This window comes from Ignavibacteriota bacterium (assembly GCA_016212665.1).
Lineage (GTDB): Bacteria > Bacteroidota > Ignavibacteria > UBA10030 > SZUA-254 > FW602-bin19.
Genome location: JACREZ010000024.1, coordinates 91,462 through 105,461, shown reverse-complemented (window position 1 = coordinate 105,461; position 14,000 = coordinate 91,462). Strand labels below are relative to the sequence as shown.

The 14,000-nt window shown below is 41.9% G+C and carries 11 protein-coding genes and 1 pseudogene; 11 read left to right on the top strand and 1 reads right to left on the bottom strand.

The window, feature by feature from the left end; genetic code table 11:
* The first annotated feature begins 42 nt into the window (after positions 1 to 42).
* The 8 genes and pseudogenes from HY960_08085 to HY960_08050 all read left to right on the top strand — a co-directional run bounded on the left by HY960_08085 (position 43) and on the right by HY960_08050 (position 9,776).
* Positions 43 to 1,176 (top strand): NAD(P)/FAD-dependent oxidoreductase, encoded by a 1,134-nt coding sequence (locus HY960_08085; GenBank protein MBI5215698.1) that lies wholly within the window; start codon positions 43 to 45, stop codon positions 1,174 to 1,176.
* A 196-nt stretch (positions 1,177 to 1,372) separates the two neighbouring features.
* Positions 1,373 to 3,262 carry a T9SS type A sorting domain-containing protein gene (locus HY960_08080; GenBank protein ID MBI5215697.1) on the top strand — a complete coding sequence of 630 codons (1,890 nt, stop codon included), beginning with the start codon at positions 1,373 to 1,375 and terminating at the stop codon, positions 3,260 to 3,262.
* 307 nt (positions 3,263 to 3,569) lie between these two features.
* Positions 3,570 to 3,791: a hypothetical protein gene (locus HY960_08075; GenBank protein ID MBI5215696.1), complete on the top strand. Its 222-nt coding sequence runs from the start codon at positions 3,570 to 3,572 to the stop codon at positions 3,789 to 3,791.
* Positions 3,779 to 4,211 (top strand): annotated as a pseudogene (locus HY960_08070) (type II toxin-antitoxin system VapC family toxin). The gene HY960_08075 and the pseudogene HY960_08070 overlap by 13 nt, the downstream one beginning before the upstream one ends.
* 212 nt (positions 4,212 to 4,423) lie before the next feature.
* Positions 4,424 to 4,645 (top strand): DUF2281 domain-containing protein, encoded by a 222-nt coding sequence (locus HY960_08065; GenBank protein MBI5215695.1) that lies wholly within the window; start codon positions 4,424 to 4,426, stop codon positions 4,643 to 4,645.
* Positions 4,632 to 5,048 (top strand): type II toxin-antitoxin system VapC family toxin, encoded by a 417-nt coding sequence (locus tag HY960_08060; GenBank protein MBI5215694.1) that lies wholly within the window; start codon positions 4,632 to 4,634, stop codon positions 5,046 to 5,048. The genes HY960_08065 and HY960_08060 overlap by 14 nt, the downstream gene beginning before the upstream one ends.
* Before the next feature lie 47 nt (positions 5,049 to 5,095).
* Positions 5,096 to 9,145 carry a VCBS repeat-containing protein gene (locus HY960_08055; GenBank protein MBI5215693.1) on the top strand — a complete coding sequence of 1,350 codons (4,050 nt, stop codon included), beginning with the start codon at positions 5,096 to 5,098 and terminating at the stop codon, positions 9,143 to 9,145.
* Between the two features lie 289 nt (positions 9,146 to 9,434).
* Positions 9,435 to 9,776: a hypothetical protein gene (locus HY960_08050; GenBank protein MBI5215692.1), complete on the top strand. Its 342-nt coding sequence runs from the start codon at positions 9,435 to 9,437 to the stop codon at positions 9,774 to 9,776.
* A 10-nt stretch (positions 9,777 to 9,786) separates the two neighbouring features.
* Here the strand turns inward: HY960_08050 and HY960_08045 are convergent, their stop codons facing one another.
* Positions 9,787 to 9,978, bottom strand: a complete 192-nt coding sequence (locus HY960_08045; protein MBI5215691.1) for a hypothetical protein — start codon at positions 9,976 to 9,978, stop codon at positions 9,787 to 9,789.
* A gap of 161 nt (positions 9,979 to 10,139) precedes the next feature.
* On the opposite strand from HY960_08045, the gene HY960_08040 reads away from it, so the two are divergent.
* From HY960_08040 to HY960_08030, 3 genes are all read left to right on the top strand, one after another.
* Entirely contained in the window at positions 10,140 to 10,799 is a 660-nt protein-coding gene (locus HY960_08040) for a radical SAM protein (protein MBI5215690.1), read from the top strand.
* 163 nt (positions 10,800 to 10,962) lie between these two features.
* A complete protein-coding gene (queC, locus tag HY960_08035) occupies positions 10,963 to 11,658 on the top strand; it encodes a 7-cyano-7-deazaguanine synthase QueC (GenBank protein ID MBI5215689.1) in 696 nt (231 codons plus the stop codon).
* Positions 11,655 to 13,748 (top strand): fused MFS/spermidine synthase, encoded by a 2,094-nt coding sequence (locus HY960_08030; GenBank protein MBI5215688.1) that lies wholly within the window; start codon positions 11,655 to 11,657, stop codon positions 13,746 to 13,748. The genes queC and HY960_08030 overlap by 4 nt, the downstream gene beginning before the upstream one ends.
* Positions 13,749 to 14,000 lie beyond the last annotated feature (252 nt).

The window sequence follows — 14,000 nt, the reverse complement described above, 5'->3', positions numbered from 1 at the left end:
CAATTTCGGATTTACTCTCCATTACTTTTTTTCCTTCTTTGCATGATTGATTTTTCGGTGGTAATTATCGGTGGTGGGGTCGTCGGGCTTGCATGCGCGGCAGAAGCATCAGCGAAAGGATTTTCGACATTACTCATCGAGCGACACGAATCGTTCGGGCAGGAGACGAGCAGTCGAAACAGTGAGGTCATTCATTCAGGAATTTACTATGCTACGAATTCTCTCAAGGCAACTTTCTGTGTTCCTTCCAACAAAAATCTTTACTCGTACTGCGAACGGAATACCGTATGGTACAACCGATGCGGAAAATTAATCGTTGCGGTTACGGCTGATGAAGAACCGGAACTTGAACGATTAAAGAAGCAGGGCGAGACAAACGGTGTCCCTGAAATCCAATTTCTTACTGCAACGCAAGCAAGAAAACTTGAACCGAATATCCAATGTGTTTCAGCATTGCTGGTTCCTTCAACAGGAATTGTGGATTCTCACGAGTTGATGAAGGCGTATATGGTAGAAGCAAAATCAAACGGTGCGGAAATAATTTTTGGGGTTGAATTTCTTTCTGTGATTGAGAAGTCAGACGGATACAAACTCCTGTTGAAAGAACGAAGCGGAGAACATCTTGAATTGAGAGCGAAGTTTGTCATCAACTCTGCCGGACTTGTAGCCGATAAAGTTGCGGAACGGTTCGGAGTGAATATAGACGAAGCAGGATATCGTTTGTATCCGAATCGTGGACATTATTTCCGTGTTGCTTCATCAAAAAGTAAACTAGTTTCCCGTTTGATTTATCCCGTGCCTCTGAAAAATCATGTCGGACTTGGCACGCACATAACTCTTGATAAAGGGGGACAAATCAAATTAGGTCCCGACCAGGAATACTGTTTCTCGACGCCTGAGGAAGATTGGTACAAGTTCGATGAATCAAAAAAAGAACGTTTTTATCAATCTGTGAAACGATATTTTCCTGCTTTAGAATTAGAAGATTTATCTCCCGACCAAATCGGTGTTCGACCGAAAGTGCAGAAGCCGGGGGATGGAGCGAAGGATTTCATCATTTCAGAAGAAAGCAAGCGAGGGTTTCCGGGATTAGTGAATCTTATCGGAATTGAATCGCCAGGATTGACCTGCGCGAGGGAAATAGGGAAGAACGTTGTTGAAAATTTCATCTCTTAACTCCGATTGCAGAAATGTTTGTTCAACTTCAATGCGAATTATTTTTTTCAAAATTAAATAAAGAGTACATTAAACCCGCATTCGATAGTTGAGTCTAACTTGTTGAATTTCTAACCGGATATATTATCGGTTAGAAAAGAATGTTTTCACGCTCGCACAGCGATTTATTTCACATTCATTTTTTAGAAAGTTCGTCATGAAACGAATTCTTGTACTTCTCATCATCAGTTTGTTCCTTCTCCCAGCGTGGAGTTCGACACAGTCGAATCCTCCATCCAATCTTACTGCAACAGTAGATTATTCGGGACGATACCCGAAGGTCAATCTTATGTGGCAACAAGATTCTGTCAACACATGGGCGAAGTTTAACATCTACAAAAAAATCGGTTCACTGAGTGATTCAAATTCCCGCTTTATCCGAATCTGGTCAACACATTACAGAACGTTCACTGATTTTTATGTACAAGCCGGAAGAACCTATTCGTATTATGTTACCTCGGTGGTGAACAGAGTTGAAAGCGCGCCGTCAACTATGGTTGAAGCAACAGTCCTCGCTCCGGTATTTACGTTTGGAAAAATCAGTGGGCTGTTGGTGAACGATTCAGCGAATGTTCCGATTGGACGCGGCGGAGTGAAATTCATTCCCGCATTGAACTCAGCAGGAAATCCGATTTTTGTTCCGACCGATAGCAACGGTTTCTTCTCTGCTCGATTACGGACGGGCGAGTATTACATGTTCTCATCCGCTCCCGGATTTGTTGGAGAGTTTTATGATAATGCCGCGACAATACAAACTGCCACAAAAGTGACTGTCCTTGAAAATGATTCGCTCATCCTCACCGTTGGTTTAGCGAAGTTTGTACCACCAACATTTTATACTCTCACGGGTCGTGTGGATGACTACATATACGACGCACCACACCAAAAGAGAGCATGGGTAAGCGCGTATCTCATTAACAGAAATTTCGGGCATGATTTACACCGGCGTAAGCTTCAAACGACAACAGATTCACTTGGTTTCTTTTCTTTGACTTTGAAACAGAATGATACTGTTGTCGTGTATGCATTTTCTTCCGACCGATTCTTATTACCTGAATTCTGGAACGACAAACGAACATTTGCTGAAGCAGATAGAATTGCAATTACCGGAAATATCACCGACATCAACATGACGCTCGACCCGGTTCCGGTGTATAACAATGGAATTACCGGAACGGTATCAGACTCAGCCGGAACATTGCCGTTGAATGCGTTTATCTATGCATACAAAAAAGTCAACAACGGAATACGTTACACGAAATATTACACACAGACCGACACAGCGTCTGGGGGATACACTCTCTCGAATATGGAACCCGGCGCATACATTTTATTAAGTTGGGCTCGCGGTTATAAATCAACATACTTCCGGTTAGACGGAACACCGACGTTGAACTGGAGAGAAGCCGATACACTTGTTGTTTCAGCAAGCGATGTGATTCCGAATATCAATTTCAACTTACGTCCGATTCGCCACCGCAACAGCGCGGGATTTGTTCTCGGCACGGTGAAGCAACGCGCGGGAAATGCGCTGGATGGAGCGCTACTCTATGCAGTGAATACACAGGGAGAACTTGTCGGCTGTGCAGTCTCCGACCTCGACGGTTCGTTTGAGATTGAAGGATTGGAAAAAGGAGACTACTTCCTTGTTTCTAATTTAATGAATTATGATGACGACTATGCAAACGATATTTCTATCAGCATGGAAAATGAAGTTCAGCAAATTGATGTAGTGTTGAATCCAAACGAAGTGCTTAGCGTCGGTGAAACTCCCAATGTTGTTACAGAGTACAGGTTAGCGCAAAACTATCCGAATCCGTTTAACCCTGCAACCGTTATCAGTTATTCATTACCCGTTACAGGCGTCGTTACATTGAAAGTGTATAATCTTCTCGGCAACGAAGTCGCAACCCTTGTTCAAGGAATGCAGGAAGCCGGAGAGAAGAAAGTAACATTCAACGCCTCAGGATTATCGAGCGGCGTGTACATGTACAAACTTTCCGCCGGTTCGTTCAGTGAAGTGAAGCGGATGATACTTATTAAGTAGTTGAGATGGTGAGTACATGAGTATTTGAGTATTTGAGTATTCAGTACATAAGTAACCAATGTTCCAAAGAAAGCCGATGCTGAAAAGTGTCGGCTTTTTTGTAGAAGGATGTGTGAGATTCAAGAGGAGCGATTCAAAAAAACATACCATCCAACGTACACTCACCGCCATACTTTTTGTGCTCTACGAGTCGTTGACTTTGCTTTTTGGTGGAGGTTGTAGTGCAGGAATACTGACTGATTTCTAACATGTTTTTGCTTTATAACTGAACTTTAGTATTTTTACTCCACAAATTAAGGAATGCCACATGAATGCAGTTGCAGTAATAGAAGAAAAAATACATCAGTTACACCCGGAACATTATGGTGAGGTTGAAGAATTTATTGATATGTTCCTCGGCAAACAGCAAACTCCAAAATCCGCGAAGTTGAATCCGAAATGGAAGGGGATGTTAAAAGATGTGAGAATGTCCTCTGTCGAGTTACAGCACAAGTCACTTGAGTGGTGGAGCGAGGAATGTATCTTATAGATACCAATGTATTTATTGAATACTTTTTAGGGCAGGAGAGGGCGGCAGAGGTCGAACACTTCTTCGAGCGAATGACTTCAGAAGTCTTGTTCATTTCAGAATTTTCTCTTCATACCATCGGAATAATATTAGCAAAGAAGAGAATGAAAGAAAAATTCACAGAATTCGTACAAGAAGAAATAATTGATGGGAAGATACAACCCGTTAAACTACCTGCACACGACCTGAGGAAGTTGATTGACCATAGTAATAAATACAATTTAGATTTTGACGACGCCTACCAATACACCGCCGCTGAGAAATACAATTTAGAAATAGTAAGTTTTGCCTACGGCTCGTAGAGATACTGACTTTGATAGAACCGAACGAGGACGAGTAACACCACTACAGGTTTTAGAACGGCTGAACAAACAACAATGAGATTTTGATGTACTAAATTTTTAAATACATTTTGGGGAAGGAACACCATGAAACATACCATACAACTTACACTCACCGCCATACTTTTTGTGCTCTACGAGTCGTTGACTTTGCTTTTTGGCGGCGGTTGAGGCACAAGTAAGCAAACGTTGTTTTTGAACCGATGAATTTGTAACATTGTACGGTCAATCGAAATAATTACATTAAAATATATGAGCACTACATTAGTAGAAAAAATTGAGAAACTCCCTCCTAAAAAACAAAAGGAAGTTGAGGTTATTGTTGAAAGAATGATTGAACAACAAGAGCCTGAATCAGAAATGCCATGGAAATTTGATTGGGAGGGAGCGTTAAAAGATATGAGGGATGAATACACGTCTGTTGAATTACAACACGCAGTAACAAAGTTGTGGAGACAAGGTGTATCTCGTTGATACGAATGTCTTTTTAGAAATTATCCTTCAGCAGGAGCGGAAGGAAGAAGCCAAGGAATTTCTACGGAGAGTTTCATCTCGTTCGATATTCATTTCAGAATTTTCTGTTGATTCAGTAGGGCTTATTCTTTTCTATCGAAATTTACACGACGAATTTCTGAATTTTATTCACGATGTTTTCGTGCATAGAAAAATAGAGCAAATTCGTTTGTTCCACGAAGAACTGGAAACCATTGTATTTGTCTCGAAACGCTTCAAACTTGACTTTGACGACGCCTACCAATACACAGCCGCAGAGAAATACAATTTAGAAATAGTCAGTTTCGATACTGACTTTGATAGAACAGAACGAGGCAGAGTAACACCACAACAAGTTTTAGAAAGAATTAACAAGCCGCAATAAAATTTTGATGTACTAAATTTATAAATACATTTTGGGGAAGTAACACCATGAAACATACCATACACTTTACACTCACCGCCATACTTTTTGTGATTTGCTTTTTAGTGGAGGTTGATGCGCAGGAATACCAACCCGATGCGAACACTGTTGCGCTTGACTCCGGACTTGTTGCTTACTATCCTTTCAACGGAAATGCAAATGATGAAAGTGGAAATGGAAATAATGGAACTGTTTTTGGTGCAATTCTAACAGCCGATAGATTTGGAGGTGCAAATAAAGCGTTTAGTTTTAATGGTGTAGATCATTACATACTAGAACAGAGTACGCCAATTTTTAATTTGGGATGGTCAACATATTCCATCACAGGATGGTTCAACACGTCTGACATTTCAAAAACAATGCAAACCATTTTCAATACTTATCCGCATAACGGCATATCCATTTCTTATAATTATTTTCCGCAGGGAAAGATGAATTACTCGGTTGGTAATGGATCTGCTTGGGATTCTGCAGTTGTTGCTGGAACAAAAACAAACTTTCAGCAAAATAAATGGTACTTTTTCTCCTTAATAAAAAATGGGAATACATATAAATTTTATATAGATGGTACATTAGATATTTCTTTCATAGTATCATCAAGTGATTATTACAACACCAATGTAGGATGTAGGTTTGGAACAATTGGAGGATTATGGGAAATGTTCAAGGGGAAACTTGATGATTTTAGAATATATAATAAGGCACTTGACATTGCAGAAATCGATTCACTCTTCCATGAAAACGGATGGGACCCACAAGTAAAATCTGTTTCTCCATCTCAAAACGCCCTCAACATCTCCAAGTCCACCAACATCTCCGCCACGTTCAATGTTGCAATGAACACGGCAACATTAAACACAAGCAACATTCTCGTTCACGGCTCGCAGAGCGGGAAGCACGCCGGAACAATTACTCTGAGTGGTGATACGGCTATTACATTTAACCCAACAACAGATTTTAAAGCGGGAGAAATTGTAAATGTTACGCTTACCAAAAACATACTTAGTGCAAGTGGAGATAGTTTGACGAATGGGTGGCATTGGCAGTTTTCTGTTGCAACAGTTTCTAGCCCAGGCACTTTTTCTGCAAAAATGGATTACACTGTAGGTGTTCGTCCACGTTCTATTTTTGCAAGTGATGTGGATAATGATGGAGATGCAGACATTCTAACAGCAAATTATATCTCAGCTTCAGTTTCTGTGATGAAAAATAATGGAGATGGGACTTTTGCTCCAAAGGCAGATTATCCAATAGATTTACCTGCTTTTTCCGTATGTGTAAACGATATTGATAATGATGGAGATGAAGATATCCTGCTTGCAAATTTTGGTGGATACGTTTCCGTGTTGAAAAATTATGGTGATGGCACATTTGAAAACAAAGTAAATTATCAAACAGGAAATCGTCCCTACTTTGTCATAACGAGTGATCTAGACGGAGACGGTGATGTTGATGTCGTAACAGCCAATTATAATGGAAATTCGGTCTCTATATTGATGAACAACGGAGATGGCACGTTCGCGACAAAAGTAGATTACCCGACAGGGACCGCTGCCATTTGTGTATTAACGAGCGATATTGATAACGATGGAGATAATGATTTATTAGTAACCAATTATACTGCGAATACGCTTTCTGTTTTGAAAAACAATGGTGACGGCACATTTGTTTCAAAAATTGATTATAACATTAGTCCATTTCCCATATCATTATTTGTGAATGATATTGACGCAGACCTTGACAACGATGTTCTAATTGCGAATAACAATTCCGGAACTTTTTCTGTTCTGAAAAATAATGGTGATGGGACGTTTGCAAATACAATAAATTATTCCACGGGCGTAACTCCGTCTTCAATTATTTTAAATGATATAGATGGTAATGGAAACAGCGATGTAATAGTTACTAATGAGGATTCATATACAATCTCTGTCTTAAGAAACGATGATAATGGAGTATTTGGGGCAAAAGTAAATTACACAACAGGGGCATCACCTAAAAGTGTGTGTGCGAGTGATGTAGACAACGATGGGATGGTTGACCTGATTGTAGCAAATTACAATGCTGGGACGGTTTCAGTTTTTAAGAACCTCCATTTCGGTGTTATCTCCGGTATCAAGTTCAACGATCGCTACGGAAATAAAACGAAGGACAGCACTGATGGAGTATTAGAAAACTGGAAAATTATTCTTTCAGGTACTTCAAATGAAACAACCTACACAGATGCAAATGGAAATTATACATTCACAAACCTTTCTCCTGGTTCATATACTCTTACTGAAGAAATTAAAAATGGTTGGTTACAAACATTTCCTGATTCAGGTTTTTACACTATTACACTTTCAGACGGAGATAGTCTTACAGGAAAAGATTTTTGGAATTTCAAATATGGTTCATTAAATGGAATGAAGTTCCACGACCTCAACTCCAACGGAATCAAAGATAGTGCTGATGGAATATTGGAGAACTGGAGTATCTATCTTTCCGGCGCATCAAGCGAAACAACGCTCACCGATGCAAACGGTAATTACTCTTTCGATAGTCTTGAAGCTGGAACATACATCATCACAGAAGAAGAACGGGCAGGATGGGTGAGAACTTCTGATTCTGTTTCATACACAATTACAATTTCAAGCGGCGATAGTGTTACCAACAAAAACTTCGGTAACTACCAACTCGTCTCCATCTCCGGCAAAAAGTTTCACGATGTAAACGCCGATAGCGCAATCGCAGGCGAGCCGGGACTGAGCGGATGGGTAATCAAACTGTTCAAGGATTGTCAACTTGTTGCACGCGCAGTAACGGATTCAAGCGGAAGTTATAGTTTCAATAATCTCACAGCCGGAACATACACCGTTGAGGAAAGTTTGAAGGTAAGTTGGGTGCAAAGTTATCCGAGAATCGGTTCACCAAATGTTACCACTTCAACCTGCGGAAGTGGGGCGGGACAACGGGCATACTCTCTCACAATTTCTTCCGGCATGAATGCGACTGGAATTGATTTTGCCAATGGGCAACTTGGAAGAATTTGCGGCGTGAAGTACGAAGACACCAACGGCAACGGAACTCGTGATGATGGCGAGCCGGGTCTTGAGGGCTGGACAATTCTCCTTGGAGGATTGACCAACGCGTTCACACAAACAGATGCACAAGGAAATTATTGCTTCATCGGATTGTCTCCCGGGTACTACATGCTCACCGAAGCGCAACAAGGTGGTTGGGTAAAGACCGAAGGAGGGTGCAGTATCTTTTTACAAAGCGGCGGAAGCGATACCTGCAATTTCGGAAACTTTCAATTTGGCAGCATCAGCGGAATGAAATTTCAGGATTTGAACGGGAATGGAAGTAAACAACCGTTCGAGCCGTATCTTTCTGATTGGCGATTCTTTCTTGGAAAAATCGGTGAACCCGCGCCGTACAGGATGCGGCTCACCGGTGGAAATGGTGTGTTCACGTTCGATTCATTACTGTATGGAAAATATCTCCTGACAGAAGAGCAACGTGCGGGTTGGGTGCAAACTACCGAGCCGTTTGATACTCTTGAAATCCTCAGCGGAACAACGGTAACGAATATTATTTTCGGAAATGTTTTTCAATCGGATTGCGATGTGAAAGAAAAATGGAACATGCTTTCTCTTCCGGTTCGCGTCGTGGATAGCCGGAAGGTATTTCTCTTTCCAAGTGCTACATCAAGCGCGTTTGCATTTGAGGGAAGTTATCAAACAAAAGACTCGTTGGAAAACGGAGTCGGTTATTGGTTAAAATTTCCCGCTGATGATTCGCTGAGTATTTCCGGTGTTGCAGTCGAAACAGATTCAGTCGAAGTGGGCGAAGGTTGGAATCTGATTGGGATGATTAGTTCCGAGTTAACGCCGGGGTGTGTGGAGACGAGAGGAACAACAGAAATCGTCTCACAATTTTTTGAGTTTGGTGGAGGATATACCGCGTCGGAGTTGCTTCGTCCATGCAAAGCGTATTGGGTGAAAGTTTCGCAAGCAGGAACGTTGTACTTTGATGGGCATTGCCGCGCTTCTTCGAGGAAGATGTTGAAAAAGTAAGATATGTTCAAGTAGGCTTTGCATTACCTCCTATTTCGTCATGCCGAACTTGTTTCGGCATCTAAAAAGTGCCGATTGGGGGCTGTCTCAAAAGTCTTTTTACTTTTCATTCCCGTGCCAACGGGAATCCAGAATCGTCGAAAGTGAAATGGATTCCTGCTTTCGCAGGAATGACACCCAAGGCGATTGCACTTATGAGACAGCCCCGACGGCATCGTAGGGTTTTGCAAAGCCTTCTTCAAGACTATTTTTACGCTTTTCAGTCCATATTAAGAAGTTCCACTAAAAATTGTTCGCTGTAACTCCGCAATCTGACAATTTAATTCCGCATTCTGATGGATTAACTCCGCATTCCGATGGATTAACTCCGCAATCTGAAAGTTTAATTCCGCATTCCGACGGATTAATTCCGCAATCTGATAGTTTAACTCCGCATACCGACGGATTATCTCCGCATTCCGAAAGTTTAATTCGGCAATCCGATGGATTAACTCCGCAATTTGATAGTTTAACTCCGCATTCCGATGAATTAACTCCGCATTCCGAAAGTTTAATTCGGCATCCCGATGGATTAACTCCGAATTTTTTTTACCTGAATTTTGCCTTCCTTACTTTACCTCATCCGGAATGAAAACAAATTATTACTTCACAAACACAATCCCCGCCGCAAACGAACCGACTTCAATGTTCTTTCTCACCAACTTAGTAGATATATCTATGACCGAAACAAAACTCGGAACTGAATTTCCTTTTGTAAGATGATACTGCGGGAACAAATGCCATAATATTTTCGCACGAAACATAGACACACTTACCGTCGGAGGAAATTTCAATCACAACTACTTCGTTCAACTAATAAGAAGAATGAAAAGGAGGAAAATAAGAGTTGATTGCTTCATAGCAACGTTCTGAGTGATGAGTGGTGTAAAAAATCCCGGAGTAAGTTCCAACATTTTGAATTATACTTACGATTGGGGTATATTTGTCCGGCTTTATGGTTCAAAACAATTCCAACACATTAGTCATCAACGAAATCTTTCACAGCATACAGGGCGAGTCGAGTTATGCCGGCATGCCGTGCGTGTTCGTGCGACTGACATATTGTAATATCCGTTGCTCGTACTGCGATTCCGCGTACGCGTTCTATGAAGGGAAGGAGATGACGGTTGAAGAAATCGTTCAGCAGGTGCGAAGTTACGACTGCAAACTTGTAGAAGTGACAGGCGGCGAGCCGTTGTTTCAATCCAACATTCATACGTTTTTACAACAATTGTGTGATGAGGGCTTTGAAGTGTTGCTGGAGACCGGCGGAAGTTTACCCATTGCTGAAGTTGATGAGCGTGTGAATTGTATCGTTGATTTCAAATGTCCGTCATCCGCTATGATGAAGAAAAATGATTGGACAATTGTTCACGACCTGAAACCGACAGACGAGGTAAAGTTCGTTATTGGCGACCGGAACGATTACGATTGGGCGAAAGAAAAAATCAAAGAATACAAGATTGATGAACGATGCAATTTGCTGATGTCGGTTGTATTCGGAAAGTTAGAACCGGTTAACCTTGCTGAATGGATTCTCACTGACAAACTCAATGTGCGGTTTCAGTTGCAGTTGCATAAGTTTATTTGGCATCCGGAAGCACGGGGCGTTTAGTTTAGATGCTTGATATGCGATGTGAGATGCTGTGCGAAAAGTTATCTGTTAATGGTTATTTGTTATTCGTTTGAATGTTGACGACCAATGACTAATGACTATTGACAAATGACAAAGAACCACAAACCTGTTTTCCTGAACCTTGAACATGAAACAACAATCAATGAAGAACGACCTCGCAATTGTACTGGTCAGCGGCGGAATGGATAGTTGCGTTACTGCCGCCATCGCTCATCAGGAGTTTGAGATGGCGTTTTTGCATTTGAATTACGGACAACGAACAGAGCGGCGTGAGTTGAAGTCGTTCAACGACATTGCTGATTTTTATTCAGTGAAGAAACGGCTTGTTGTGGATGTTCAGCATCTGAAACACATCGGTGGCTCAAGTTTGACTGATGATACGATGGCTGTTCAACAAGCGGATTTGGAACGGAAAGAAATTCCGACATCGTATGTCCCGTTTCGGAATGCGAATATTCTTTCCATTGCAGTGAGCTGGGGAGAAATTCTCGGAGCGAAGAAGATTTTCATCGGTGCGGTGGAAGAAGATTCATCCGGCTATCCCGATTGTCGGAGAGAGTTTTATGATGCGTTCAATCAGGTAATCAAACTCGGAACGAAAGCGGAGACGAACTTAGAAATTGTCACGCCTGTTATCTCCATGAAGAAATTTGAGATCGTAAAGAGAGGAAATGAATTGAACGCTCCGTTACATCTCAGTTGGTCCTGCTATCAAAATGAAGAGATTGCTTGCGGTGTGTGTGATAGTTGCGCTCTTCGTCTGCGGGGATTTCAACTCGCAGGCGTCGTTGATCCGATTACGTATGTCGTCATCCCTGATTACGCAAATCAACTATGAGCAAAGAAGTGCGGGTACTGAGGAACGAGGGAGGACGAAATCTTATGTTATTGTATGGTTCAACAATTTTCCTTAGTGCGTTCCTTCTTTTTCAGGTTCAGCCAATTATCAGCAAATACATTTTGCCGTGGTACGGCGGTAGCATGTCGGTATGGACAACGTGCATGTTGTTTTTCCAAATGTTCCTGTTGTTTGGATATTTATACGCACACCTACTCACGAAATATTTCTCGAAAAATATTCAAGCGTTTGTACATCTTGTATTGATGGTTGCTTCGCTCTTGTTACTGCCGGTTATACCTTCGGAGAGTTGGAAGCCGCAACCAAACGCAGACCCGACACTTGGAATACTTTCACTCCTCACCGTTAATTTAGGTTTACCGTACTTTATTCTTTCAGCAACAAGCCCGCTCTTGCAACGATGGTTTACGTTGCTCAATCCGGGAGTGCAACCGTATCGTTTGTTTGCACTTTCTAACGCAGGCTCGTTGTTGGCGCTTCTCAGTTTTCCATTTTTGATTGAGCCCCTCTTTTCAAGAATTGAACAAGCAATGATCTGGGCATTCGGATTGGGCTTGTTTACAGTATTGTGCGGAACGATTGGATTCAGACTCCGGAAAACTTCAGAACAAAGCATCACTGAAAAAGAACTATCAGAAAAGAAAGAAGTAAAATCGCCAACACAACTCATACGATGGCTTTGGATTCTGTTGCCGGCGACTTCCTCCATCATTCTTTTAGCAATAACAAATAAACTGTGTCGTGAAGTCGTTGTCGTTCCGTTTCTCTGGGTTCTTCCGTTAATGGTGTACCTGCTGACGTTCATCATCAGTTTCGACCGACCAACTTGGTATTCACGAAGATGGTTTGGATTGCTCTTTGCCGTCAGCCTTGCTTTGACTTGTTATTTTCTTCTTGTCAAAGAAGAGACGTTGACGATAGTGATGACAATCTTTCCGTTGCTGATGTTTTCTTCGTGCATGATTTGCCATGGTGAACTTGCGCGATTGAAACCCGGTTCAAATCATCTTACATTATATTATTTGCTGATTGCGTTTGGCGGCGCGCTTGGTAGTTTGTTCGTGGTTCTCGTTGCCCCTCTAATCTTCGATGAATACAATGAATTTTACCTTGGATTTATTTTGTGTTCGCTTCTTTGGTTCACCATTTTGTATGTTGATAAACAGAGTCCGCTGCGAGGCGGAAAACGAAAACTCCTGTGGGCGTTCCTCTTTGCCGGAACTGTCGGATTGGTATTTTCTTTCTACAAGATACATGGCTCGACACGAACATACGTTATTGAGCAATCAAGAAATTTTTATGGAGTCATTTCAATTTCTGAGTATGCAAAGGAAACGCCGGTGTACACATACAGAACCATGAGTCACGACGGCGTTTTGCACGGACAGCAATTCATGAGTCCGAAAGTCCAACGGATGCCGATGAGCTATTACTCAGAAAAGAGCGGGCTTGGTGTCTGTTTCTTGGCGATTGGAAAACCACAGTTTCGTGTCGGAGCGGTTGGAATGGGTGTCGGAACAATTGCCGTATGGATGCGCCCGAACGATTACCTCCGGCTCTATGAAATCAACCCTGAAGTGGAGCGGCTCGCGCAAAAATACTTCACGTACATGAAGGACTGCATGGGCAAGATGGATATTTTACTTGGTGATGCACGCCTTTCCCTCGAACGGGAACAGCCGCAGAATTTTGATATCCTCGCACTCGATGCCTTCAATAGTGATTCACCGCCGCTCCATCTACTGACCAAGGAAGCGTTTGATGTTTACCTGAAACATCTTGCACCGGATGGAGCGATTATAATTCACGGGACGTCAAGTTATCTTGACTTCTATCCGGCTGTTACAAAACTTGCCGCACTTTACGGAATGCATTGCAGTTACTTGTTAGATATGAATGAAGAAAGAGCAAAGAACCGTTCGGCTTCGGTTTGGTTGATGGTAACGAAAAATCAATCACTCATTAATCATCCTGATGTTGTACGCATGACAATTCCTGTAACACCTGATACAACTTTCGAACTTTGGACGGACGATTATTCATCACTCTTCCCGATTATGACGTGGTAATTCTCTCTCCATTTTGAATGGAGTGTTGGAGTTATGGAGTTATGAAGTGATGGAGTAGCGGAGTATTGGCACAATGGAAATGTCGAGGGCAAGGGTGTGGAGCGCGCGGGCGAATTTGAAAATTCTTCATGGCTTTTATACTCCACTCCCGTGCAATCTACCACCTATTACCTAAGACCTGACATGTAAGTTACTCAATAATTCCTACCTGATACTCATTGAAACCTGTTAAATAATCAATTGGGATAATAA

Coding starts and splice junctions, on each gene's coding strand:
- HY960_08085 (MBI5215698.1), top strand. CDS start 43: ATGATTGATTTTTCGGTGGTAATTATCGGTGGTGGGGTCGTCGGGCTT.
- HY960_08080 (MBI5215697.1), top strand. CDS start 1,373: ATGAAACGAATTCTTGTACTTCTCATCATCAGTTTGTTCCTTCTCCCA.
- HY960_08075 (MBI5215696.1), top strand. CDS start 3,570: ATGAATGCAGTTGCAGTAATAGAAGAAAAAATACATCAGTTACACCCG.
- HY960_08065 (MBI5215695.1), top strand. CDS start 4,424: ATGAGCACTACATTAGTAGAAAAAATTGAGAAACTCCCTCCTAAAAAA.
- HY960_08055 (MBI5215693.1), top strand. CDS start 5,096: ATGAAACATACCATACACTTTACACTCACCGCCATACTTTTTGTGATT.
- HY960_08040 (MBI5215690.1), top strand. CDS start 10,140: ATGGTTCAAAACAATTCCAACACATTAGTCATCAACGAAATCTTTCAC.
- queC (MBI5215689.1), top strand. CDS start 10,963: ATGAAGAACGACCTCGCAATTGTACTGGTCAGCGGCGGAATGGATAGT.
- HY960_08030 (MBI5215688.1), top strand. CDS start 11,655: ATGAGCAAAGAAGTGCGGGTACTGAGGAACGAGGGAGGACGAAATCTT.